Genomic DNA, 23,713 nt, shown 5'->3' with positions numbered 1-23,713 from the left:
AGACAATGACCGAGTGGATCAAGAAAGCGGCCCGCAACGCACAGCTTGCCGAAGCCGAAAGCCTGAAGCAGGTCGGCCTGCAGGCAAGCGAACTGCGCCGCCTGGAACGCGAGGGCCTTTACGACCCGGCCGACGAGCATGATTCCTGCGGCGTCGGCCTGGTGGCCTCGCTGGACGGCACCCCCAGTCGCGACGTGGTCGTGGCCGGCATCGAGGCGCTGAAGGCCGTCTGGCACCGCGGTGCCGTGGACGCCGACGGCAAGACCGGCGACGGCTGCGGCATTCACGTGCAGATTCCCCAGGGTTTCTTCCACGAGCACGTGGCCCGCACCGGCCACGACGCCGGCGAAGCCCACATCGGGGTCGGCATGGTCTTCCTGCCGCGCACCGACCACGGCGCGCAGGAGCGCTGCCGCGTGCTGGTCGAACGCGAGATCCTGCAGTACGGCTACACCATTCATGGCTGGCGCCAGGTGCCGGTGAACACCGAGGTGATCGGCGAGAAGGCCAATGCAACCCGGCCCGAGATCGAGCAGATCATGATCGCCAACACCAAGGACGTGTCCCTGGCGCGCTTCGAGATCGACCTCTATGCCATCCGCCGCCGCATCGAACGCGCCGCCGAGCAGGAATCCATCAAGGACTTCTATATCTGCTCGCTGTCGGGGCGCTCGATCATCTACAAGGGCATGTTCCTGGCCGAGCAGCTTTCCAGCTTCTACCCCGACCTGCTGGACGAGCGCTTCGTGTCGAACTTCGCCATCTTCCACCAGCGCTATTCCACCAATACCTTCCCCACCTGGCGCCTGGCACAGCCCTTCCGCGTGCTGGCCCACAACGGCGAGATCAACACCGTCAAGGGCAACACCAACTGGATGAAGGCGCACGAATGCCGCCTGTCCAGCGACGTCCTGGGCGCGGCCATCGACGACGTGAAGCCGATCATCCAGCCGGGCTCCTCGGACTCCGCCGCCCTGGACGCGGTCATTGAGCTGCTGGTCCGCTCGGGCCGCGACCTGCCCATGGCCAAGCTGATGACCATTCCCGAGGCCTGGAATCCCGACAGCGACATGCCGGACTCATGGAAGGCGCTCTACAGCTACGTCAACGCCGTGATGGAACCCTGGGACGGCCCGGCCGCCATCTGCGGCTACGGCGGCCGCTGGCTGGTCGCCGGCATGGACCGCAACGGCCTGCGCCCCATGCGCTACACCATCACCAACGAGGGCCTGCTGTTCGCCGGCTCGGAAACCGGCATGGTGCGCCTGGACGAGGCCAACATCGTCGAGAAGGGTCGCCTGGGCCCCGGCGAGATGCTGGCCGTGGACCTGCAGGAGGGCCGCCTCTACCACGACGGCGAGATGAAGGACCGCCTGGCCGCCAGCCAGCCCTTCGCCGACTGGGTGAAGTCGATCCGCGTGATCGACGACATCATCCGCCCCGACCGGGGCGAGCCGCGCGACTATGACAAGGAGCAGCTGCGCCGCCGCCAACTCGAGTTCGGCCTGAACATGGAGGACATGGAACTGATCCTCCACCCCATGGTCGAAACCGCCAAGGAAGCCGTGGGCTCCATGGGCGACGACGCGCCGCTGGCCGTGCTGTCCGACCGCTATCGCGGGCTGCACAACTTCTTCCGCCAGAACTTCAGCCAGGTGACCAACCCGCCCATCGACTCCTTGCGCGAAAAGCGGGTCATGACGCTGAAGACCCGGCTGGGCAACCTGGGCAACATCCTGGACGAGGACGAAAGCCAGTGCCGGCTGCTGCAGCTGCACTCGCCGGTGCTCTCCACCGCCGAGTTCCTGGCCATGCGCGACTACATGGGCAAGACGGCGGCCGAGATCGACTGCACCTTCGATGTGAAGGCCGGCGAACACGCCCTGCGCGAGGCCATCAGCCGCATCCAGCACCAGGCCGAGGACGCCGTGCGCGGCGGCGCCACCCACGTCATCCTGACCGACGAGGCCGTGGGCCCGACCCGCGCCGCCATGCCCATGATCCTGGCCACGGCGGCGGTGCACACCCATCTGGCACGGCAGAAGCTGCGCACCTTCACCAGCCTGAACGTGCGTTCGGGTGAGTGCCTGGACGTGCACTACTTCGCCGTCCTGATCGGCGTGGGCGCCACCAGCATCAACGCCTACCTGGCGCAGGAAGCCATCGCCGCGCGCCACGAACGCGGCCTGTTCGGCGACCTGACCCTGCAGCAGGCGGTGGAGCGCTATATCCAGGCGGTGGACGAAGGCCTGCTGAAGATCATGTCCAAGATGGGCATTTCGGTCATCTCGTCCTATCGCGGCGGCTACAACTTCGAGGCCGTGGGCCTCAGCCGCACCCTGGTCGACGAGTTCTTCCCCGACATGCCCAGCCGCATCAGCGGCATCGGCCTGTCGGGCATCCAGCAGAAGGTGCTGGAAAACCACCGCCGCGCCTGGGACGAGGAGATCGCGGCCCTGCCCATCGGCGGCTTCTACCGCTATCGCCGCGGCGGCGAGAGCCACGCCTGGGAGGCCAACCTGATCCATACGCTACAGGCGGCCGTGGCCAGCGATTCCTATTCCACCTACAAGAGGTTCAGCGAAGGGATCGGCAAGATGCCGCCCACCACGCTGCGCGACCTGCTGGGCTTCAAGACCGGCGGCGTCACCCCGGTGGACATCGACGACGTCGAGTCCATCACCGCCATCCGCAAGCGCTTCGTCACGCCGGGTATGTCGCTGGGCGCGCTGTCGCCCGAGGCGCACGGCACGCTGAACATCGCCATGAACCGCATCGGCGCCAAGTCCGACAGCGGCGAGGGCGGCGAGGATCCGGCGCGCTTCACGCCGCATCCCAACGGCGACAACGAGAACTCGGCCATCAAGCAGATCGCCTCGGGGCGCTTCGGCGTGACGGCGGAGTACCTGAACCAGTGCCGCGAGATCGAGATCAAGGTGGCCCAGGGCGCCAAGCCCGGCGAAGGCGGGCAGCTGCCCGGCTTCAAGGTCACCGAGATGATCGCCAAATTCCGCCACTCGACGCCGGGCGTCATGCTGATCAGCCCGCCGCCGCACCACGATATCTATTCCATCGAGGACCTGGCGCAGCTGATCTATGACCTGAAGCAGATCAATCCCGACGCCCGGGTCTGCGTCAAGCTGGTGGCCCGCTCGGGCATCGGCACCATCGCTGCCGGCGTCGCCAAGGCCAAGGCCGACGTGATCCTGATCGCCGGGCACAACGGCGGCACTGGCGCCAGTCCGCAGACCTCGATCAAGTATGCCGGCGTGCCTTGGGAAATGGGCCTGTCCGAGGTCAACCAGGTGCTGACGGTCAACCGCCTGCGCCATACCATCCGCCTGCGCACCGACGGCGGCATCAAGACCGGGCGCGACGTGGTGATCGCCGCCATGCTGGGCGCCGAGGAATACGGCGTGGGCACGGCCTCGCTGGTGGCCATGGGCTGCATCATGGTGCGCCAGTGCCACTCCAACACCTGCCCGGTGGGCGTCTGCACCCAGGACGAAATGCTGCGCGACAAGTTCGTCGGCACGCCGGAGAAGGTGGTCAACCTCTTCTCCTTCATCGCCGAGGAGGTGCGCGAGATCCTCTCCCAGCTTGGCGTGAAGAGCCTGAACGAGGTGATCGGGCGCACCGACCTGCTGCACCAGGTCAGCCGCGGCGCGTCGCATCTGGACGACCTGGACCTGAACCCGCTGCTGGCGCGCGCCGATGCCGGCGGCCTGCCCACCTACTGCGTGGTCGAGGGCCGCAACGAGGTGCCGGACACCCTGGATGCCCAGATCATCCAGGACGCCGAGCCGCTGTTCCGCGACCGCGAGAAGATGCAGCTGCAGTACACCATCCGGAACACCCACCGCGCCATCGGCACGCGGCTGTCGGCCATGATCACCCGCAAGTTCGGCATGACCGGCCTGGCGCCGGGGCACATGACCGTGCGCCTGCGCGGCTCGGCCGGCCAGTCGCTGGGCGCCTGGGCGGTCCAGGGCCTGAAGCTGGAGGTCTTCGGCGACGCCAACGACTACGTGGGCAAGGGCCTGTCCGGCGGCACCATCGTCGTGCGGCCCATGACCAAGAGTCTGCTGAACACCGAGGAGAACACCATCATCGGCAACACGGTGCTCTATGGCGCCACGGGCGGCAAGCTTCTGGCCGCCGGCCAGGCGGGCGAGCGCTTCTGCGTGCGCAACTCCGGCGCCGTGGCGGTGATCGAGGGCTGCGGCTCCAATGGCTGCGAGTACATGACCGGCGGCACCGCCGTCATCCTGGGCAGCGTCGGCTTCAACTTCGCCGCCGGCATGACCGGCGGCATGGCCTTCGTCTACGACCCCCAGGAGGTGCTGCCCCGACGCGTCAATCCCGACAGCGTGGTCTGGCAGCGGGTGGAAACCGAGCACTACGAAAATCTGCTGCACGAACTGGTGGCCGAGCATTACGCCGAGACCCAGAGCCGTTTCTCGGAGCGCCTGCTCAACGACTGGGAGCTGGAGCGCGGCCACTTCTGGCAGGTGGTGCCCAAGGAGATGCTGGGCCGCCTGGAACATCCCATCACCCAGGAGGGCGACGAAAAGACCACCGCCTGATCCAAGTGGCCCTGAGCCCAACGGCTCCGCCATTCGAACACCCAAAGCCGCGGCCAGCTCGCCCCTTGCGGGCAGCCCCGCGGCACCTCGCACGCCCGGCGCCGTCTCGGCCCGGGCGTTTTTTCTGACGCTACGGCGTACGGCTCGGCGGCACGGTCGAACAAACCCCTCCCTCAGCTGAGGCGCATTGACGCCAGTCAATGCCTCGAAGCATCCCGGCACGTACGGACCGGCCTGGAACAGGCAAATCGGAAAGCCCCAACGCCGGGTTTTCTACCCCCGAACGACAAGCTATGATCCAGGCCCATGACGACCTTCAAGGATCACTTCTCGGGCCATGCCACGGCCTATGCCAGCTACCGCCCGGGCTATCCGCCGGCGCTGGCCGCCTGGCTGGGCAAGCTTGCCCCCAATCGCGAGCTGGCGTTGGACTGCGGCTGCGGCACGGGACAGTTCGCGTGTCTTCTGGGGGATGTCTTCGATCATGTCATCGCCACCGATGCCAGCGCGGAACAGATCGCGCAGGCCGAGCCCCATCCGGCCGTCGCGTATCACGTGGCACCCGCCGAGAACTGTGGCCTGCCCGACGGCAGTGCCGACCTGGTCACCGTGGCCCAGGCGGCGCACTGGTTCGACCTGCCAACCTTCTACCAGGAAGTCCGCCGCGTCCTCAGGCCCGCCGGCGTGCTGGCCCTCATCAGCTATGGCCTGGCCCGCGTTTCACCTGAAATCGATGCCGTGGTCCGGCGCTTCTACGACGGGCCGGCCGCCGCCTACTGGCCGCCGGAGCGGAGCCATGTAGAGGACGGCTACGCCAATCTGGATTTTCCCTTCCCCGAGATTGCGGCCCCGGACTTCCGCATGGAAGCCACCTGGAGTTTCCAGGCCTATGCCGGCTATCTCGGCACCTGGTCCGCCGTGAAACGCCTTGAACAGGACCAGGGCCCCGCGCCCTTCCACAGCTTCCTCTCGGACCTGGAGCAGGCCTGGGGCAACCCCCAGGTCATCCGCCGCATCACCTGGCCCCTCAGCCTGCGCGTCGGGCAGTTGTAGGGCCCAAGGGCGCCAGCGGCCCCGCCTGGCCGTGTGGCTTCATCCCTTCGACAGGCTCTTCGAGGCCCTGCCTAACCGCAAGGCCTCTTTGGGTGGGGAATTTCATCGTAATTTCAGTTAGTTAAATTGAACCTCATGCTGAGGCGCATTGACGTCAGTCAATGCCTCGAAGCACCTTGGCACCGGGAGTGGGGCCTGGAAGAATTGCCGGCGGTACCGCCTGGCGCCCCTGCCACCCCTCGAAAACAACAAATGCCGGAAGGGGCGGACCCTCCCAGCATTCGCTTTTTCAGGCGATGAGACTGGTCTCAGTCGCGGCCCCGGCCGCGGCGCTCGCCAATACGGTCCATGACCTCGGAAATATTGATGCGGTCATCTTCCCCGGCCATGCGTTCGAAACGCTGCTGACCGGCCAGGTCATATTCCTGGGCGTTGATGACACCATCGTTGTTTCGGTCCATGTGCTCGAACGCCTGCTTGCTCATCTGCTGGCTGTTGGCACGGTTGGGGCGATCGCGATGGAATCGTTCAATGAAGGAACCCATCTCATCGCGTGTAACGCGGCCGTCGTTGTTGTCGTCGTGCCGCTTGAACATGGACTCACGGGCCATGGCGGCCTCGTCGGCATCGATATAGCCGTCGTCGTTCACATCGATGCCGTCCATCCAGGCCTGCATGCGTTCCTGGTGCGCCGCCCGACGCTCGTAGTCATCTGCTCCGTCGGAAGCAACGGCCGAGGCCGCCATCATTCCGGCCAGACCAGCGGCAAGTATTGCAGCTGTTTTCTTCATGAAATCGGTCCCTCTTTTGACTGTGGTTGACCGTTTTGCTCACGTATAACAGCTACAGACTTGGAAAGTCCTTGCCGCAGCTACAAGGTCTTTTTTTCGCTCAGGCGGACTGCACGGACTTCAGGATCCGCGTCTCGGGAAAGCACAAGGTCACGCGTGTTCCGCGGTGCGGTTCGCTTTCAATCTTCACTTCGCCATTGTGGGCGCGCATGTACTCGATGGCCGTGGACAACCCCAGGCCCAACCCGCCGCCGTCGGAGGCCATGGCCGAACGCACCCGCTCGAAGGGTTCGCGGATGCGCGCCAGATCCTCGGCCGGGATGCCGACGCCCTGGTCCTCGACGGCAATATGCAGGCAAGACCCCTGCTGCCAACTGCGCAGGTTCAGGCGGCCATTGCGATAACTGTACTTAAAGGCATTGGACAGGATATTCAGGAAAACCTGGCGCAGGCGCCTGGCATCCGCTTTCAGGCGCACGTCCTGCCACTCGTAGCCGCGCACCACTTCCAGATCCTGGCGGAACGTGTCCTGCTGCAGCAGGCTCAGGCAGTCCTCCAGCAGTTCATGAGGATCGACCTCGGAATCCTCCAGCGCCACCTCGTTGCGCTGCAGATTCACGATTTCCAGGATGTCGCCGATGATGCGCTGCAGGTGCTGGCCGCTCTGCCGGATGTCCCGGACATAGCTGCGATACTTCTCGTTGCCCAGTTTACCGAATAGTTCCTGCTCCATGACCTCGCTGAAGCCGATGATGCCGTTCAGCGGCGTACGCAGCTCGTGGCTCATGGAGGCGAGGAAATTCTCCTTGGCCCGGTTGGCCGCCTCGGCCTGGTCGCGGTCCAGCAGGCTTTGGGCATAGGCACGTGACCGCTCGCATGCCTCCAGCGCCAGGGATATGGTATCGGCCAGCGAGGCCACGAAGGCCGTTTCCTCTTCGGCCCAGTTGCGGCGTCCTCCCACATGCTCGGCCGAGACCACGCCCACAACCTCGCCCGCAACACGAATGGGCGAGTCGACCAGGGCACCAATTTCGTGGCGATGGATGTAGTCGTTCAATTGCGATAGCAGGACAGGATCCTGCTGGACATCCGGCGCGATGATGCCGCGGCGCTGGCTCACGGCTGGCAGGTACTCCTGCAGCTCCTCGAAACTGAGCGCAACATCCTCGGACGCGCCATGCCCCTCCCGCAGGTCACGCAGACAGGCAGCCTCCATCTGGTTTTCGCCGAACATCCAGACAGACGCGCGCTTGACCATCAGGATCTCGGTCAACAGTTCGCAGACCTCCTCGGCCACGGAGTCCACATCGCCGTCGGCCAGAGCCCGCGAGGACACCAGACCCACCAGGGCCTGGTTCTGCAGGAGATGCTGGCGCTGGAGGCGTTCGCGCTCCAGGATATCCATGGCCAGGATCGAGAAATCCTCCAACGCGCGCTTGTCCTGGTCTTCGAATTCCTGGCGCGGCTGCGTGTCGGCGATGCAAAGCGTGCCCAGGCGAAAGCCTTCGGAAACCTCCAGGGGCGCCCCGGCGTAGAAACGCACATGGGGCTCGCCGCACACAAGCGGATTGTCAAAGAAACGGGGATCCTGCTTCGTGTCGGGTACGGTCAGGATCCCGTCCTGCAGGATGGCATGCCCGCAAAGCCCCAGTTCGCGAGGAATCTCCTGGGCCTCCAGGCCATGGCGAGACTTGAAGAATTGGCGGTCCCGGTCGACCAGGCTCAGCATGCAGTAGTGGACCGAGAAATGGCGGGCAACCAGGCGGGTCAGGACATCCAGTTCGGCAATCGGCTCCGCATCGAGAATTCCATAACGCTCCAGGGTTTCCTGACGTTCCCTTTCCTCGACGGGTCTTTCCGGTGCCTGCATTTACCCTGCCTGTACAATTTACCGGAGACCTGCAAGACTTGCAGGTTATGTCTGCGCATTTTATGGCAGTCCTTGCACAAGAAAAACAAAATCTTGTTAAGATATCCTGAATCAGGGCAGGAATACTTGGCGCCCAGCTTTTGCCGACAGGTTGCTACCCGCGCAGGCTGCCGCCTGTTGCCTTCTCCACCTGGGCGATGATCTTCGCGCTGACGGCTTCCAGTTCCTCGTCGGTCAGGGTCTTGTCCCGGGGCTGCAGCGTGACGCAGAGCGCCAGTGACTTCTGGCCCTCGGGCACACCCTTGCCGCTGTAGACGTCGAAGACCTCGACGCCGGTCACCAGCTTCTTGTCGGCCCCCCTGGCCGCCCGGATCGCCTTTTCCGCCGGCACATCCGCGTCCATCAGGAAGGCGAAGTCCCGCTCCACGGGCTGGTAGGCCGAAAGCTCCAGGGCCGGCCGTGCCTTGCCCGCCTTGGCCTTGGGCTCGGGAATGCTCTCCACATAGACCTCGCAGGCCACCGCCGTGCCCTTCAGGTCGAAGGACTTCAGCACGCGCGGGTGCAACTCCCCGAAGCTGGCCAGCACCTTGGGCCCCAGGCGCAGCTGTCCCGAGCGGCCGGGATGGTACCAGGCCGGTGCATCGGCCGTGACCTGAAGGCTGTCCACCGGAGCCCCGGCGGCCTCCAGCGCCTTCAGCGCGTCGGCCTTGGCATCGAAGGCATCCACGGCACGGCCTTCGGCCAGCCAGTGCCGCGAGACCGCCCGTCCGCTGCGCAGGGCTGCGGCTAGGTCGGTCTGGTCCGAAGGCGCAGTGCCGGCATACTGCGGCCCGATCTCGAAGAAGGCACCGTCGTGATAGCCGCGCGCCGCATTGCGCGAAGCCGCGTCCAGCAAGGTCGGCAGGATCGAGGGGCGCATCACGTCCAGGTCGCTGGATATGGGATTGTCCACGCGCAGGGATTCGGCCTCCCAGCCAAACAGGCGGGCCTGCCGCTCGGCGATGAACGAGAAGGTGACGGCCTCGTCGAGGCCGCGCCAGGCCAGTGCCTGGCGCACGGCCGAGAAGCGCTTCTGCTTCACCGTCAGCACCTCGCGGGGCAGGCTCTCGTCCCGCTTCGGCGGGGTCAGCGGCAGCGCCTCATAGCCATGCAGGCGCAGCACCTCTTCCACCAGGCAGGCCTCGCCCTCGATATCCGGGCGCCAGCTCGGCACACTACAGGACAGGACCTCGCCCTTGAGCTGGACCTCGAAACCCAGCTTCTCCAGCAGAGCCTGCTGTTCGGCAGCCGGAATCTCCACCCCGCCCAGGCTTGCCACCCGGCTGGCGCGCAGCTCCACCACAGGACGCTCCTCGGGCAGGGTCCCGGCGGCTACCGCTTCACTTGCCTCGCCGCCGCAGAGATCCAGGATCATGGCCGTGGCCACCTCGACCCCCCAGCGGGCGCTCTCGGGATCAACGCCGCGTTCGAAGCGATAGCGCGCATCGGAATGGATGCCCAGACGCCGTCCGGCGAAGGCGATGCGAATGGGGTCGAACAGCGCGACTTCGAGGAAGACCTCCGTGGTCTCCAGGCTGCAGCCGGTCTCCTCGCCACCCATGATGCCGCCAATGGCCTGCGGGCCCTTGTCGTCGGCGATCACCAGGGTCTCGCCGTCCAGCTCGTAGCTGTTCTCGTCCAGGGCCTCCAGGCTTTCGCCGTCCCGTGCCATGCGCATGGTGGGGTTGCCCGCCAGCTTGGCCGCATCGAAGACGTGCAACGGCCGGCCCAGGTCGAAGGTGACATAGTTGGTGATGTCCACCAGCGCCGAAATGGGGCGCAGTCCGATGGCGCGCAGGCGGTCCTGCAGCCACTTGGGCGAGGGCCCGTTCGTCACGCCGCGGAAACTGCGGCCAGCCACATAGGGACAGGCGCCCTGGTCGTCGGCCGGCAGGTCACGCTTCCAGGTGCGCGGGCTTTCGAAGCTTCCCTTGAGCGGATCGGCCTTCAGCGGCTTCAAGCTGCCCAGCCCGGCGGCCGCCAGATCGCGTGCGATGCCGCGCACGCCCAGGCAGTCGCCGCGGTTGGGCGTGATGCCGATCTCTATCACCGCATCGTCCAGGCCGGCCAGTGGCGCGAAAGCCTGCCCCACCTCCAGCTTGCCGCCGAAATCCTCGGGATTGAGCTCGATGATGCCTTCGTGTTCGTCGGAGATGCCCAGTTCGCGCTCCGAAACCAGCATCCCTCGGGACTCGACGCCGCGAATCACGCCGGCTTTCAGGTTCAGGTCGGTGCCGGGAATATAGCTGCCGGGCGCGGCGAAGACGCCATACATGCCCGTGTGGGCATTGGGCGCGCCGCAGACCACCTGCGCCTCACCCTCGGCCGTGGCCACCCGGCAGACCTTCAGGCGGTCGGCATCGGGATGCGGCGCGGCCTCGATGACATGGGCCACGGCGAAGGGCGCCAACTGCTTGCCACGGTCCTCAACGCCCTCGACCTCCAGGCCCAGCATGGACAGGCGCTCGACGATCTCGTCCAGGCCGGCCGTGGTCTCCAGGTGATCCTTCAGCCAGTTGAAGGTGAATTTCATCGCTCTTGCCCCCTTACAGCCCGCGCACCATGGACGGCACATCAAGTGGCAGGAAGCCGTAGTGCCGCAGCCAGCGCAGGTCGGACTCATAGAAGGTGCGCAGGTCGGGAATGCCGTACTTCAGCATGGCGATGCGCTCGATGCCCATGCCGAAGGCAAAACCCTGGTAGCGGGTGGAATCGATGCCGCAATTCTCCAGCACCTTGGGGTGCACCATGCCGCAGCCCAGGATCTCCAGCCAGTCCTTGCCCGGCCCGATGACCAGCTGCCCGCCCTCGTGCGAGCAGCCGATGTCGACCTCGGCCGAGGGCTCCGTGAAGGGAAAATAGCTCGGCCGGAAACGCACCGGCAGGTCGTCCACGCCGAAGAAGGCGCGGCAGAACTCGATCAGCGTCCCCTTCAGGTGCCCCATGTGCGTGGTCTCATCCACCACCAGCCCCTCGACCTGGTGGAACATGGGGCTGTGCGTGGCGTCATGGTCGGCGCGGAAGGTGCGGCCCGGCGCAATGATGCGCAGGGGCGGCTTGTCGGACAGCATGTGCCGAATCTGCACCGGCGAGGTGTGGGTGCGCAGCACCGGGCGTTCCGCGTCCTCGGACTCGGCCTTCAGGTAGAAGGTGTCCATGTCCTGGCGCGCCGGATGCCACTCGGGAATGTTCAGCGCCGAGAAGTTGTGGAAGGCATCCTCGATGTGCGGTCCCTCGGCAACCGAGAAGCCCATCTCACCGAAGATGGCGATCAGTTCGTCGATGGTGCGGCTGATGGGATGGACATGCCCGCTGCGTTCGGGCCGTACGGGCAGCGAGACGTCGATGCGCTCGGCCTGCAGGCGGGCTTCCAGGGCCGTCGCCTCCAGCGCCTCGCGGCGCGTCTCGATGGCCTCGGCCAGGGCATCCTTCACCTGGTTGAGCGCCTGGCCTGCCTCTCGCCGCTCGTCGGGCGAAAGCTGGCCCAGTGTCTTCATGCGCTGGGTGATCTCGCCCTTCTTGCCGAGCGCGCGCACACGCAGGGCTTCCAGGCTGTCCAGGTCGGCCGCCTCGGCGGCCTCGTCCAGCAGTTTCTGCTTGAGCTGTTCCAGGTCTTGCATCGGCACTCTGTCGCAGTCTTCAGGTGAAATGGGGCTCTCACGCGCGGAAAGACGCCCCGCAACAGCGGTGACAGCGGAGGGCCGATACCGGGCAGCCTTGCGGGGCCGCAGCCGCCCGGTCTCAGGAAGCGTTCAGGCCTCGGCCTGGTTCAGTGCGCTCTGTGCCTGCTCGGCCAGGGACTTGAAGGCCTCCGGCTCGCGCACGGCAATGTCGGCCAGGACCTTGCGGTCCAGCTCGATACCGGCCTTCCGCATGCCATTCATGAACTGCGAATAGCTCAGGCCGTGCTCGCGGGCGCCGGCGTTGATCCGCTGGATCCACAGCGAACGGAAATTGCGCTTGCGGACACGGCGGTCGCGATAGGCGTACTGCAGGGACTTCTCGACCTGCTGGACGGCAGCGCGATAGACATTGTTCCTGCGGCCGCGATAGCCTTTGGCCTGCTTCAGGATCTTCTTGTGACGGGCGTGTGCGGTGGTTCCGCGTTTGATACGTGACATGGCTCGGCTCTCCCGTCAGTCGTTGGGCATGTAATAGCGCTTGACGATGCGGGCGTCCGTGCTGCTCAGCAGCTTCGTTCCGCGCGCATTGCGCTTCATTTTCTGCGGCCGTTTGCGCATGTTATGGCTCATGAAAGCGGAGCCGACGCGCACCTTGCCGGTGGCGGTCAGCTTGAAGCGCTTCTTGGCGCTGCTCTTTGTCTTCAGTTTCGGCATTTTGTCCTCTGGTCTGGTCGCTGTCTGGACAGCAAAATTCCGGCGGCTGGGCATGCCTGTTGGCCGCACCGCCGTGCGTCGAGAGGCGGGTTATAACGGGCTCGGGAGGGCATGACAAGGCCGGCCTGGGATTCACGGCCGTCGGACCTGTCGTCCCCTATAAATTGGGCAGGGCCAGGGTAAAGGTGGAGCCGAGGCCGCTGCGACTTTCGAATCTCAAATCCCCGCCCAGCTCACCGGCCAGCTGATGGGAAATACTCAGGCCTATGCCTGCCCCCCGTGTGCCGGCCGCCGTAGTGGCCCGGAAAAAACGGCTGAACAGCCTGTCCTGCTCGTCCTGCGGGATACCAATGCCGCGGTCGGTCACCGAGAAGAGGATTCGATGGTCCTCCGCCCGCACGCTCAGGCCCACGGTCTCGCTGTCCGGGGAATACTTGACCGCGTTGGACAGCAGATTGCCCAGGACCTGCTCGACCAGCAAGGGGTCGGTGCGGATGTAGGGCGGTACCTCATCGGCAATAGACAGCGTGATGCTGCGTTCCGGCGTCACACCCAGTTGCCGCTCCCGCACGCGTTCCAGCAACTGGGCGATATCACAATCCTGGGCCTCCACGGCAATGCCACCACCCTCGAGGCGGATGGCATCCAGCGTCGTGTCCACCAGGCGGGCCAGGCCCTGGGCTTCCGTTCGGGCGCGCCGCGCCCGTTCCTGGATATCCTCGCGCGACAGGCTGTCTCCCTGGCGCTGCAGGCGCTGCATGGAGGAGTCGATCACCGCCAGCGGCGTGCGGAACTGGTGCGACACCAGCGCCACGAAACTGCGATATATCTCGGCCACTTCCTGTTCCCTGGCCAGGGTGCGCCGCATGCGCTCCTTCTGGGCCAGGGCGCGTAGCATGGTCACGGACAGGAAAACGCCCAGCGCCAGGATCGCCAGGATCGAGACGATCACCTGCAGGATGGCTTCGCGTTGCCGATCCAGGCGCGCCCCGGTCCGGTCCCAGTGGGCGACCATGGATTCGTTCGCAGCACGGCCCAGATCCCGCTCCAGCTCTCCCAGGACGGAATGGACCTCTGTCGGCGGCTCCTCCGCCCCGCTTCCCTTTCCCAGGATGACGTCCTCCAGGTTGCGCACCGCGCGCGCATCCTCGGCCAGGGGTTCGGCAAATCCCAGGTCGGCCATGTAGCGGGCCTGGGGCCCCTGGGACAGCAGGTTCAAGCGGCTCAGCAACACGTTGTAGCGGCGCTCGACCTCGGTGTTCTCTTCCAGGCCGCTGGCGCGCCGGGCCAATGAGGCATCCAGAAGCAGGGTGGCCGTCTGCGCCTGCGAGATGGCCCAGAGCATGTTGTCGCCCTCGTTCCGGCGCATCTCGCTTTCCGTTTCCAGCAGCCGCCAGAGCGCGAAGACCAGGACAACGGCGAAGGCCAGGATGGCAATGCCCGAGACCGCATAGGCTATGGCATCATGGCGCCGCTTCATTCGATGTCGAGCTGTATCAACTGCCAGACCCAACGGTAGTCATAGCGGATGTCCTGCAGGGCTTCGTGATCGTCCCTTGGATAGACAATCCACAAGGGCCCCTTGTCCCGGGGGGAGAGGCGTTCGCCGTCCATCTGCGTTGCCACCAGAACGTCGAAATCCTGGAAGTCCTCCATGGGAATCTCGATGACATAGTCGTTGAGCGCACTGGCCGTGACCGTCTCGCCCTCGGCCTCCACCCGCGCCAGCAGATCGCGCATCAGGAAGCCGTCGAAGGTCTTCACGCCATCGGTCACCACCGTGCGGGTCTCCAGTGTCTGCCTCGGCAGGTTTTCCAGCATGGCCCGGTCGAACAGGGCCCTGTCCCCATCGTTCGTCTGTCCGATGTTGCCGGTGACGGTCAGCAGCACCTCTCCCGTGGGATCGGGCAGGTCCGAAGCCGCTGCAGACACAGCCCCCAGTGCCAGGAGGGCGGCCAGGAACAAGGTCACGGAATGGAACAAGCGCCTCAGGACAGACCTGTTCCCGTTCCCTTTCAACGCGCGCACTTTCCTCATGCAAACAGACGACATGCCTTCCTCCCGCTACCTGACGGATTATTGATATCTTCCGTTCAGAACAGCAGAATCCGGCAGGCCTGTCCACGCCTGCCGGCAGCTTGAAGATCCAGCTGTGGAATGAGGACGCGCGCCGCCGCCGGGCGGAGCGCACGGCCCCGCCCGGCGGAAAGGCCTCACGAGGCGCTCTGATTGGCTTGTGCCAGGCCCCCGTCCCCGGCATCGCCCGTCGAAGCGCCATAGGCGCGGGCCTTTTCCTTCAGCTTGCCGAACTTGCCCGAGAGCTGCTCCAGCTTGGATTCCCAGGCCGGATCCGGCGTCTGGCCCTCGATGGTGCGGAAATAGACCTGCATCATGCAGGTGATTGCGAAGGGCTCCAGGATGGCCGCCTTCACGCTCCAGGCAAACAGCAGGGCAAAGACGATGCCGCCGGCCGACCAGGCACCGGGGATCAGGTAGACGGCAAGCGCCGCCGGCGCCAGCATCAGGAGGAAGATCACGAAGGACAGGCCATAGACGATCAGCGCCAGCCAGGCCGCGTTCTTCAGCATGGGCTTGTAGTTCTGGGCATAGAGCACCAGACCGGTACGCGCCGAGCCCCAGGCATTGGTCGAGCCGGTGCGAATCGCATAGGCCAGGATCACCTCGTCGATGAAGCCCACGGCAATCTTCAGGAAGGCTTTCAGCAGGCTCACCAGCTGCTGCGCCCCGGGAATCGGCAGGATGGTCACGATCCCGCGCACCAGCCCAGTGATCGCCCTCAGCACACCCTTGACCAGCTGGTCCACGCCGAACAGCACGCTGGCCTGGGCAAAGCGGCTCGTGACTTCCTCACGAGCATAAGCAATCTGCGAACGGCCTTCCGGCATTTTCTCGCCGTCCAGCAGTTTCACCAGCACCGCAATGTGACCGGCCTTGACCATATAGAGGATGTATTCGCGCAGGAAATACATCACGGCACCAACGATGCCGAAGCCGATCAGCCCTCCCCAGAAGGTCGAACCGGCCTGGAAACCGGCGTCACCGAAGCCGCCGATGCCCCAACCGACGCCGGCACCGACCCCCGTCATCAGCACATAGGCCACGGCAACGCCGAAATAGACGGCGACGCGCAGCAACAGGAATGGCAGGGTCTGGCCCATCAGGCCCAGCGCCCGGCCAACCGAGAAATCCCACATGGTGTCCCCTCTTCCGCGTGGTTCGGAAAAAGGGAATCCTAGGGACTGTCGTGTGGCCTGTCCCCGTTCGTTTGAAGGGGGCCTTCAGGCAAAGCTTGCCTGGCAGGCACTTTGCGGACTAACTCTATCCGAAAGAGATACCCCCATCGATTGGGACGGCCATCGCGACAGGGTTCTGGAAGGACCATGAGGATGGAGACGAAACAGGCTGAGACTCTTGGCACCATTCTCTGTATCGAGGATGAACCCTACCTGCGTCAGGACATCCTCGATGAACTGATCACAGCCGGCTATCGTGCCATCGGCGCCGAAGACGGCCTGGAGGCGCTGGCCGCCCTGGAGAACCGTCGGCCGGACCTGATCCTCTGCGATATCTCCATGCCCCAGCTCGATGGCTATGAACTGCTGGCCCACCTGCGCAACAAACACCCCGACCTGGCCGATGTGCCTTTCGTGTTCCTGACCGCCCTCAATCAGCGCGAGGAGGTCATCAACGGCAAGCGTGCCGGGGCCGACGACTACCTGGTAAAGCCCATCGACTATGACCTGCTGCTGGCCAGCATCGACGCCCGCCTGCAGCAAGTCCAGCGCATCAACAACAAGCTCGGGCAGGAACTGGACTCACTTCGCGCTGCCCTGGCCAAGGCCAACGCCGGAGACCACAGCGGGCTGCACCGGATTCTCGACCTGCTGGCCTTCGGCGTGGTTCTGGTCGGCGCCGAGGGCCAGCTTTTCACCAACCGGGCGGCGCGTTCCCTGCACGAGGCGCATGACGGCCTGCGCATCGCGCCGGAGCTGAAGACCGACACCCCGCAGCTGAATCGCCAGCTGCGCCAACAGCTGGAAGCCTGCCGCTCGGCGGCCCGCGAAGGCCGGGAACAGGTCGCCAGCCTGTCGGTTCCACGTCCCTCGGGCCGGCGTGACCTGCTGCTCATTGCCTGCGCATTGCCGGCTGTCGCCGGGGAGGGACGCGACGACCCCCTGGCCGTGGTCTTCCTGTCCGATCCCGAGCGCCGGCCGGACCTGCCGGGCTCCGTGCTGTCAGAACTCTTCGAGTTGACGCCCACTGAAGGCGAGGTTGCGCGTGCCCTGGCACATGGTCGGCGAACGGACCAGATCGCCAGCGAGCTGGGCGTGTCGCAGACCACGGTGGCCTTCCACCTGCGCAACCTCTTCGAGAAGACGGGCACGAACCGGCAGGCCGATCTGATTGCCCTGGTCCTGACGGCACTTGCCACGCTTCCGCAAGGTGCACTTGATGGTGGCACGCCGGCGGCCTAAGCTTCCGGCATGACAGCCATACTGCACCGCCAACCCCGCCAGTCCTTGCCCCTCGCCGTAAGTGGCGATGGCCCCTATGTGATCGACAGCAACGGCAAGCGCTACCTGGACGCCTCGGGTGGCGCGGCCGTGTCCTGCCTGGGCCACAGCCACAAGGCCGTGGTCGAGGCCATCAAGGACCAGCTGGACAAATTGCCCTACGCACACACCGGGTTCTTCGCCAATCAGCCCTCCGAGGACCTGGCCGAGCACCTGACGGCCCGCGCGCCGGGCAACCTGAACAAGGCCTACTTCGTCTCTGGTGGTTCGGAGGCCAACGAGACAGCCATGAAGCTGGCGCGGCAGTACTTCTACGAAAAGGGCGAACCGCAGCGCCGGCATTTCATTGCCCGGCGGCAGAGCTATCACGGCAACACCCTGGGGGCGCTTTCCATTGGCGGTAACCCCGGGCGCCGCGCGGTCTACGAACCCATCCTGCTGCCCGCCAATCACGTCTCGCCCTGTTACCCCTATCGCGAACAGCCGGCCGAGGAGAGCGACGCCGCCTACGCCCAGCGCCTGGCCGACGAGCTGGACGCCAAAATTCGCGAACTGGGCCCGGAAACCGTCATTGCCTTCGTGGCCGAAACGGTGGTCGGTGCGACCCTGGGCGCCGTCGAGCCCGTGCCCGGTTACCTCAAGCGAATCCGCGAGATCTGCGACCGTCACGGCATCCTGCTGATCCTGGACGAGATCATGAGCGGCATGGGCCGCACCGGGCGCCTCTTCGCCTGCGATGAGGACGGCGTGGTTCCCGATCTGCTGACCTGTGCCAAGGGCCTGGGCGCGGGTTACCAGCCTATCGGCGCCTGCCTGCTGTCGGACGAGATTCACGACACCATCGTCGGCGGCAGCGGCGCCTTCCAGCACGGCTTCACCTACATCGGCCATGCCACAGCCTGCGCCGGCGCACTGGAAGTCCAGCGCACAATCGAACGCGAGGGCCTGCTGGAGAATGTGCAGCAACAGGGCGCAAGGCTGCGCCAGGGGCTCGAGGCGCGCTTCGGCAATCACCCCCACGTCGGCGACATACGGGGGCGCGGGCTCTTCCTCGGCATCGAGCTGGTCCAGGATCGCGCGACGAAACAGCCCTTCGATCCCTCGCACAAGCTGTTTGCCCGGATCAAGGCGCAGGCCATGGAGCACGGTCTGATGTGCTATCCCAACGGCGGCACCAAGGACGGACAGTCCGGCGACCACATCCTGCTGGCCCCACCTTTCATCATTGGCGCACAGCAAATTGAGGAGATTCTCGAGCGACTCGAAGGGGCCGTGCAAGCTGCCATTCATGAAATTGGAGGGAATCCATGACAGCCTCAATGGAGGATTGGGACCCCCTGATCCTGGCGGTGGCGCCCAACGGGGCGCGCAAGACGAAGGCCGATCACAAACGCGTCCCCATCACGCCCGAGGAGTTGGCCGCGACGGCGCGGGACTGCCACAAGGCAGGCGCCAGCCTGCTGCACCTGCACGTGCGCGACGACGCGGAACGCCACAGCCTGGATGCCGGCCGTTACCGTGAAGCCATCGCCGCCGTCCGTGAGGCGGTGGGCCAGGACCTGATCATCCAGATCACCACCGAGGCCGTCGGCCTCTATGACCGGCATCAGCAAATGAATTGCGTGCGCGCCGTGGAGCCCGAGGCCGTCAGCCTTTCGGTCCGCGAACTGGTGCCCGATGCCGAGGCGGAGGAGGAGGCCAGCCATTTCATGGCCTGGCTGGACGAGGCAGGTATCTCGCCTCAGTTCATCCTCTACGACGTGGAGGACCTGCGGCGCTTCAACGACCTGACCGAGCGCGGCATCATTCCCGCCCGCCGGCATTTCGTACTCTTCGTCCTGGGCCGCTACAGCCAGGATATGACCTCGCACCCCAGCGAACTGCTTCCTTTCCTCGAGGCCAACAGCAAGGCGCACATCTGGGCCGTCTGCGCCTTTGGGCCACGCGAGTGCGCTTGTGCCGCAGCAGCAGCCGCCCTGGGCGGACATGCACGGGTGGGCTTCGAGAACAATCTGCACCTGCCCAGTGGGGGAACGGCCCCGGACAACGCCGCCCTGGTCCGCGCCGCTGCCGCGGCAGCGAAAACCATCGGCCGCCCCCTGGCTGATGCCGCCACGGCACGAGAAATGCTGGCGTTCCCGCAGGACAGTTGAGACCGGGCTGGCGCACCGCTTCAGGCCGGCTGTTTACAACCTCTCCTTTAGATTGCAGATTCCGCCTGTCCGGCCACCCTTGACCGGCGGCGCAGGCACGCCGCATTTGGGGGTGGCGCCGGAGCCAAAAAGGTGTTTAATTTTACCTTGAAAGGCGGCGCAGAAGATGCCGCCAAACAACAACAGTGAACAGGTGAGCCTTGGGAAACGCCGGCAGAGGCCATGACCATAGGTGGAATACCGTTTTCCGGACGACTTCGGGATCGCCACGCTTTCGTGGCCGGTTTGCGGGGCTGCTCGCATCCGTCCCGGACAATCGCCAATGGCCTGCTGCCGGCCGTCGCCGGCCTGACAATGGCCGGGTGCATCACGGGCTCTCCGATCTCAGGATTCAGCAGTAAAGAAGGATACGGACAATGAAGAAAATCGCACTCACAGCCGCCGTTGCCGCACTCGCGGCCGGGGCTTACGGAAGCCTGGCGACACCTGAAGCTCATGCTCAGGATCAGCGCTTCGTCACCATCGGCACCGGCGGTGTCACCGGCGTCTACTATCCCGCAGGCGGTGCGATCTGCCGTCTGGTCAACCAGGGCCGCGCGGACCACGGCATCCGCTGCTCAGCGGAAAGCACCGGCGGCTCGGTGTTCAATGTGAACGCCATCCGCGAAGGCGAACTGGACTTCGGCGTGGCCCAGTCCGACGTGCAGTACTTCGCCTACAATGGCGAGGGCGCCATGGAGGATGCCGGCCCGAACGAGAACCTGCGCTCCGTCTTTTCGCTGCATCCCGAGCCCTTCACCGTTGTGGCCCGTCCCGACGCCGGCATCGAGAGCTTCGAGGACCTGAAGGGCAAGCGCGTCAACATCGGCAATCCCGGTTCCGGCCAGCGCAACATCATGGACCTTCTGATGGAGGAATACGGCTGGACCCAGGACGACTTCGAGCAGACCTCGGAGCTGCCGTCCCGCGAACAGGCGCAGGCGCTCTGTGACAACAACTATGACGCCTTCGTCTTCTCTGTCGGCCACCCCAGCGGCTCCATCGAGGAACCGATCGCCACTTGCGACGCCGTCCTGGTGCCGGTGGAAGGCGAGGTCATCGACCAGGTGGTCGAGGAATATCCCTACTACTTCAGCGCCACCATCCCGGCCGGCATGTACAATAACGAAGAGGACGTGAACACCTTCGGCGTCGGCGCGACCCTCGTGACTTCCAGCGACGTGCCCGAGGATGCCGTCTATCAGGTGACCAAGGCAGTCTTCGACAACCTGGACACCTTCAAGGGTCTCCACCCGGCCTTCGAGGTCCTGGAGGCAAACGCCATGGCCAACGACGGCAGTTCCGCACCGATGCATGACGGTGCCAAGAAGTACTTCGAGGAAGAAGGCCTCCTCGAAGAGTAAGCTTTGACCTGAAACCGGGGGCGCCTCTCGCGTCCCCGGTTTTTCTTCCGTTTTTCATTCATCTGCTTGCCCCTGGGCACACGACTTGGCGGGACAAGGGGTGAAGGCATTCGGGGCTTGGCATGACGAACAGCGAAACGGGCAACACCCAAAGTTCCCAGGGCACGGCAACTTCCCAGGACACGGCACAGGATCTGGTCGCCAAGATTGAAACCGGCGCCCGTGTGCCCGAAGGCTTTCCGAAACGCTTGATCCTCACGGTGGCCTTTCTCTGGTCGGCCTTCCAGGTCTGGATCGCCTCTCCCCTGCCCTTCATTCTCGGGTTCGGCATCTTCAACTCCACACAGGCCCGCTCCATACACCTGGCCTTCGCCATTTTCCTGGCCTTCCTGTCCTTCCCGGGCATGATCAGCAGCGCCCGGGGCTATCCTATCTTCAGCAGCCTTTTCGGCATCGGCGGCCTTGTCACGCTCGTCTACGCAGTCATGGCGTTTCTTGGCGATGACGGTGGGCGCGCCCTCATATTCGCGGCGACCGGCCTGACGGCCCTGCTTGTCTGCCTGGCCTCCTTTCGCCCGGCGCCGCTCAGCCGCATCCCTCTGCTCGACTGGCTGTTGGCCCTGCTGGCGGTGGCGAGTGTCCTCTATCTCTTCGTCTTCTACGAACAGCTGACCCAGCGCCCGGGTGCACCGATCCTGTCAGACCTGGTGGTGTCCGGTATCGGCATGATCCTGCTGCTCGAAGCCTCGCGCCGCTCCCTGGGGCCGGCGCTGACGAGCATTGCGGCGGTCTTCCTGGTCTATGCTTTTGCCGGCCCCTACATGCCGAACATGATCGCCCACGGCGGCGCCTCCTTCAGCCGCATGGCCTCCCAGCAGTGGCTGACGCAGGAAGGCGTGTTCGGCATTGCCCTGGGGGTTTCCACCAGTTTCGTGTTCCTCTTCGTGCTCTTCGGATCGATGCTCGACAAGGCCGGGGCCGGCAACTACTTCATCCAGGTTGCCTTCGCCTTCCTGGGCCACATGCGTGGCGGACCCGCCAAGGCGGCGGTGGTCTCCTCCGGCATGACCGGAATCATTTCCGGCTCCTCCATCGCCAACACGGTGACCACGGGCACCTTCACGATTCCGCTGATGAAGCGGGTCGGCTACAAGGCCGAGCAGGCTGGCGCCATCGAGGTCTCCAGCTCCGTGAACGGCCAGATCATGCCGCCGGTCATGGGGGCGGCCGCGTTTCTGATGATCGAGTACGTGGGCATTCCTTATATCCAGATCATCAAGCACGCCTTCCTGCCGGCCGTCATTACCTACGTGGCGCTGCTCTACATCGTCCATCTCGAGGCCCTGAAGATGGGCCTTCAAGGCCTGCCGAAACGCAATCCAACCACACTGATGGGCACGCTGGTCAGGGTGGGCATCACGGTCACCAGCCTGATTATCCTCTCCGGACTGGTCTACTATGGCATCGGCTGGATCAAGGTGGTGGCGGGCGAGGCCTCGCTGATCGTCATCCTGCTGCTGGTGCTTGCTGCCTACCTGGCGCTGCTCTGGCAGGCGTCGCGGGTGCCGGAACTGCACCTTGACGACCCCAATGCGCCGATCCTTCAGCTTCCCGAGGCCGGTCCCACGGTCAAGTCCGGCCTCTATTTCCTGCTGCCGGTGGTGATCCTGATCTGGTGCCTGATGATCGAGCGGCTCTCGCCGGGGCTCTCTGCCTTCTATGCCGTGGCCTTCATGATCTTCATCCTTTTGACGCAGCGCCCCATCCTGGCTGTCTTCCGCCAGGCCGGCCATGTCGGACGGGCCGCCTGGGCGGGTGTTGAGGACCTTGCCTCCGGCTTCGTGGCCGGAGCCCGCAACATGGTCGGCATTGCCGTCGCCACGGCCACCGCCGGCATCATCGTCGGTGTGGTCGCCCAGACGGGTCTCAGCCAGGTGCTGGCCGGCGTCGTCGAGACGGTTTCCGGCGGCAACCTGATGATCATGCTGATCCTCACGGCCGTGCTCTGCCTGATCCTCGGCATGGGCCTGCCGACCACGGCCAACTACATTGTGGTCGCCACCATCATGGCGCCGGTGATCGTCGAGTTGGGTCCACAGAACGGTCTGGTGGTGCCCTTGATCGCCGTCCACCTCTTCGTCTTCTACTTCGGCATCATGGCCGACGTCACGCCGCCGGTGGGGCTTGCCTCCTTCGCGGCCGCCGCTATATCGCGGGGCGACCCCATCAAGACGGGTTTCCAGGCCTTCTACTACAGCCTGCGTACGGTCATCCTGCCCTTCATCTTCATCTTCAACACTCAGTTGCTGCTGATCGGAGTGGACAGCATCCCGCATGTCATCCTGGTCGCCGTGACCGCCCAGTTGGCCATGCTGATCTTCGCCGCGGCGACTCAGGGCTTCTTCGTCACCAAGAGCCGTATCTGGGAAAGCGCCGCCCTGCTGCTGGCCGCATTGATGATCTTCCGTCCCGGGCTGTTCCTGGACCAGTTCACGGAAGCCTATCTGCCGCAACCGCCGGCGCAGCTCATGGAGATCGTCGAAGACTCCCCTTCCAACAGATACCTGCGCATGGAGGTCGAGGGCCTCAACGACATGGGCGACGAGGTCACCAAAACCGTCATGCTGAACCTGGGCGCGCCCATGGAAACGCCCGAAGAGCGGCTGTCAACCAACACCGGCCTGCATGTCTCGACGGCCGGGGATCAGGTCCGCATCGACCGCGTAACCCAGGGCAGCGAGGCCAGCGACTTCAACATCGGCTTCGGCTACACCGTCACTTCTGTCCAATTGCCCAATCCGGATCGACCGCCCGGGGAGATCATGCTGATTCCCGCGCTCCTTCTAGCAGGCGGCGTCTGGTTCCTGCAGCGCCGGCGGCGTCCGCGGGAAAGCGGACAGACCGCCCGGGCCCAGGCCTGAGGTCCTGGCCATGAGCACGCCGGCA

16 protein-coding genes are annotated in these 23,713 nt (G+C 65.1%); 7 read left to right on the top strand and 9 right to left on the bottom strand.

What is annotated here, in order from left to right:
• Window positions 1–5: 5 nt before the first annotated feature.
• Window positions 6–4,586: a glutamate synthase large subunit gene (gene gltB, locus BP38_RS0108725; protein WP_081816553.1), complete on the top strand. Its 4,581-nt coding sequence runs from the start codon at window positions 6–8 to the stop codon at window positions 4,584–4,586.
• Between the two features lie 306 nt (window positions 4,587–4,892).
• Window positions 4,893–5,639: a class I SAM-dependent methyltransferase gene (locus BP38_RS0108720; RefSeq protein WP_026987414.1), complete on the top strand. Its 747-nt coding sequence runs from the start codon at window positions 4,893–4,895 to the stop codon at window positions 5,637–5,639.
• A 308-nt stretch (window positions 5,640–5,947) separates the two neighbouring features.
• Here the strand turns inward: BP38_RS0108720 and BP38_RS0108715 are convergent, their stop codons facing one another.
• From BP38_RS0108715 to BP38_RS0108675, 9 genes are all read right to left on the bottom strand, one after another.
• Window positions 5,948–6,430: an EF-hand domain-containing protein gene (locus BP38_RS0108715; RefSeq protein ID WP_026987413.1), complete on the bottom strand. Its 483-nt coding sequence runs from the start codon at window positions 6,428–6,430 to the stop codon at window positions 5,948–5,950.
• Between the two features lie 100 nt (window positions 6,431–6,530).
• Window positions 6,531–8,300 carry a GAF domain-containing sensor histidine kinase gene (locus tag BP38_RS21715; RefSeq protein WP_026987412.1) on the bottom strand — a complete coding sequence of 590 codons (1,770 nt, stop codon included), beginning with the start codon at window positions 8,298–8,300 and terminating at the stop codon, window positions 6,531–6,533.
• Between the two features lie 154 nt (window positions 8,301–8,454).
• Window positions 8,455–10,872: a phenylalanine--tRNA ligase subunit beta gene (pheT, locus tag BP38_RS0108705; RefSeq protein ID WP_026987411.1), complete on the bottom strand. Its 2,418-nt coding sequence runs from the start codon at window positions 10,870–10,872 to the stop codon at window positions 8,455–8,457.
• A 13-nt stretch (window positions 10,873–10,885) separates the two neighbouring features.
• Window positions 10,886–11,959, bottom strand: coding sequence for a phenylalanine--tRNA ligase subunit alpha (pheS, locus tag BP38_RS0108700; RefSeq protein WP_026987410.1), 1,074 nt, complete (start codon window positions 11,957–11,959; stop codon window positions 10,886–10,888).
• A 132-nt stretch (window positions 11,960–12,091) separates the two neighbouring features.
• A complete protein-coding gene (rplT, locus tag BP38_RS0108695) occupies window positions 12,092–12,460 on the bottom strand; it encodes a 50S ribosomal protein L20 (RefSeq protein ID WP_026987409.1) in 369 nt (122 codons plus the stop codon).
• Between the two features lie 15 nt (window positions 12,461–12,475).
• Entirely contained in the window at window positions 12,476–12,676 is a 201-nt protein-coding gene (rpmI, locus tag BP38_RS0108690) for a 50S ribosomal protein L35 (RefSeq protein WP_022729988.1), read from the bottom strand.
• Window positions 12,677–12,833: 157 nt separating this feature from the next.
• Window positions 12,834–14,156: a sensor histidine kinase gene (locus tag BP38_RS21710; RefSeq protein WP_051609141.1), complete on the bottom strand. Its 1,323-nt coding sequence runs from the start codon at window positions 14,154–14,156 to the stop codon at window positions 12,834–12,836.
• A complete protein-coding gene (locus tag BP38_RS0108680) occupies window positions 14,153–14,728 on the bottom strand; it encodes a putative pterin-binding protein (RefSeq protein ID WP_211250270.1) in 576 nt (191 codons plus the stop codon). The genes BP38_RS21710 and BP38_RS0108680 overlap by 4 nt, the downstream gene beginning before the upstream one ends.
• Window positions 14,729–14,889: 161 nt before the next feature.
• Window positions 14,890–15,891, bottom strand: coding sequence for a hypothetical protein (locus tag BP38_RS0108675; protein ID WP_026987407.1), 1,002 nt, complete (start codon window positions 15,889–15,891; stop codon window positions 14,890–14,892).
• 192 nt (window positions 15,892–16,083) lie between these two features.
• On the opposite strand from BP38_RS0108675, the gene BP38_RS19790 reads away from it, so the two are divergent.
• The 5 genes from BP38_RS19790 to BP38_RS0108650 all read left to right on the top strand — a co-directional run bounded on the left by BP38_RS19790 (window position 16,084) and on the right by BP38_RS0108650 (window position 23,688).
• Window positions 16,084–17,172, top strand: coding sequence for a response regulator (locus BP38_RS19790; protein WP_051609140.1), 1,089 nt, complete (start codon window positions 16,084–16,086; stop codon window positions 17,170–17,172).
• Window positions 17,173–17,181: 9 nt separating this feature from the next.
• A complete protein-coding gene (locus BP38_RS0108665) occupies window positions 17,182–18,522 on the top strand; it encodes an aspartate aminotransferase family protein (protein WP_026987406.1) in 1,341 nt (446 codons plus the stop codon).
• On the top strand, window positions 18,519–19,364 hold the full coding sequence (locus BP38_RS0108660; RefSeq protein ID WP_026987405.1) for a beta-keto acid cleavage family enzyme: 846 nt from the start codon (window positions 18,519–18,521) through the stop codon (window positions 19,362–19,364). The genes BP38_RS0108665 and BP38_RS0108660 overlap by 4 nt, the downstream gene beginning before the upstream one ends.
• Before the next feature lie 416 nt (window positions 19,365–19,780).
• On the top strand, window positions 19,781–20,767 hold the full coding sequence (locus BP38_RS0108655) for a TAXI family TRAP transporter solute-binding subunit (RefSeq protein WP_026987404.1): 987 nt from the start codon (window positions 19,781–19,783) through the stop codon (window positions 20,765–20,767).
• Between the two features lie 122 nt (window positions 20,768–20,889).
• Window positions 20,890–23,688: a TRAP transporter permease gene (locus BP38_RS0108650; protein WP_026987403.1), complete on the top strand. Its 2,799-nt coding sequence runs from the start codon at window positions 20,890–20,892 to the stop codon at window positions 23,686–23,688.
• The last annotated feature ends 25 nt before the right edge of the window (window positions 23,689–23,713 follow it).

The organism is Fodinicurvata fenggangensis DSM 21160 (assembly GCF_000686045.1).
GTDB lineage: Bacteria > Pseudomonadota > Alphaproteobacteria > Kiloniellales > DSM-21159 > Fodinicurvata > Fodinicurvata fenggangensis.
The sequence above is the reverse complement of the archived record's forward strand: the minus strand, read 5'-3'. Positions and strand labels throughout refer to the sequence as shown.

What these genes read in the sequence shown, in the direction of transcription:
- BP38_RS21710 (WP_051609141.1), bottom strand. Translation starts at nt 14,156, where the DNA reads ATGAAGCGGCGCCATGATGCCATAGCCTATGCGGTCTCGGGCATTGCC.
- gltB (WP_081816553.1), top strand. Translation starts at nt 6, where the DNA reads ATGACCGAGTGGATCAAGAAAGCGGCCCGCAACGCACAGCTTGCCGAA.
- BP38_RS19790 (WP_051609140.1), top strand. Translation starts at nt 16,084, where the DNA reads ATGGAGACGAAACAGGCTGAGACTCTTGGCACCATTCTCTGTATCGAG.
- rplT (WP_026987409.1), bottom strand. Translation starts at nt 12,460, where the DNA reads ATGTCACGTATCAAACGCGGAACCACCGCACACGCCCGTCACAAGAAG.
- BP38_RS0108650 (WP_026987403.1), top strand. Translation starts at nt 20,890, where the DNA reads ATGACGAACAGCGAAACGGGCAACACCCAAAGTTCCCAGGGCACGGCA.
- BP38_RS0108675 (WP_026987407.1), bottom strand. Translation starts at nt 15,891, where the DNA reads ATGTGGGATTTCTCGGTTGGCCGGGCGCTGGGCCTGATGGGCCAGACC.
- pheT (WP_026987411.1), bottom strand. Translation starts at nt 10,872, where the DNA reads ATGAAATTCACCTTCAACTGGCTGAAGGATCACCTGGAGACCACGGCC.
- rpmI (WP_022729988.1), bottom strand. Translation starts at nt 12,676, where the DNA reads ATGCCGAAACTGAAGACAAAGAGCAGCGCCAAGAAGCGCTTCAAGCTG.
- BP38_RS0108660 (WP_026987405.1), top strand. Translation starts at nt 18,519, where the DNA reads ATGACAGCCTCAATGGAGGATTGGGACCCCCTGATCCTGGCGGTGGCG.
- BP38_RS0108680 (WP_211250270.1), bottom strand. Translation starts at nt 14,728, where the DNA reads ATGTCGTCTGTTTGCATGAGGAAAGTGCGCGCGTTGAAAGGGAACGGG.
- BP38_RS0108655 (WP_026987404.1), top strand. Translation starts at nt 19,781, where the DNA reads ATGAAGAAAATCGCACTCACAGCCGCCGTTGCCGCACTCGCGGCCGGG.
- BP38_RS0108720 (WP_026987414.1), top strand. Translation starts at nt 4,893, where the DNA reads ATGACGACCTTCAAGGATCACTTCTCGGGCCATGCCACGGCCTATGCC.
- pheS (WP_026987410.1), bottom strand. Translation starts at nt 11,959, where the DNA reads ATGCAAGACCTGGAACAGCTCAAGCAGAAACTGCTGGACGAGGCCGCC.
- BP38_RS0108715 (WP_026987413.1), bottom strand. Translation starts at nt 6,430, where the DNA reads ATGAAGAAAACAGCTGCAATACTTGCCGCTGGTCTGGCCGGAATGATG.
- BP38_RS0108665 (WP_026987406.1), top strand. Translation starts at nt 17,182, where the DNA reads ATGACAGCCATACTGCACCGCCAACCCCGCCAGTCCTTGCCCCTCGCC.
- BP38_RS21715 (WP_026987412.1), bottom strand. Translation starts at nt 8,300, where the DNA reads ATGCAGGCACCGGAAAGACCCGTCGAGGAAAGGGAACGTCAGGAAACC.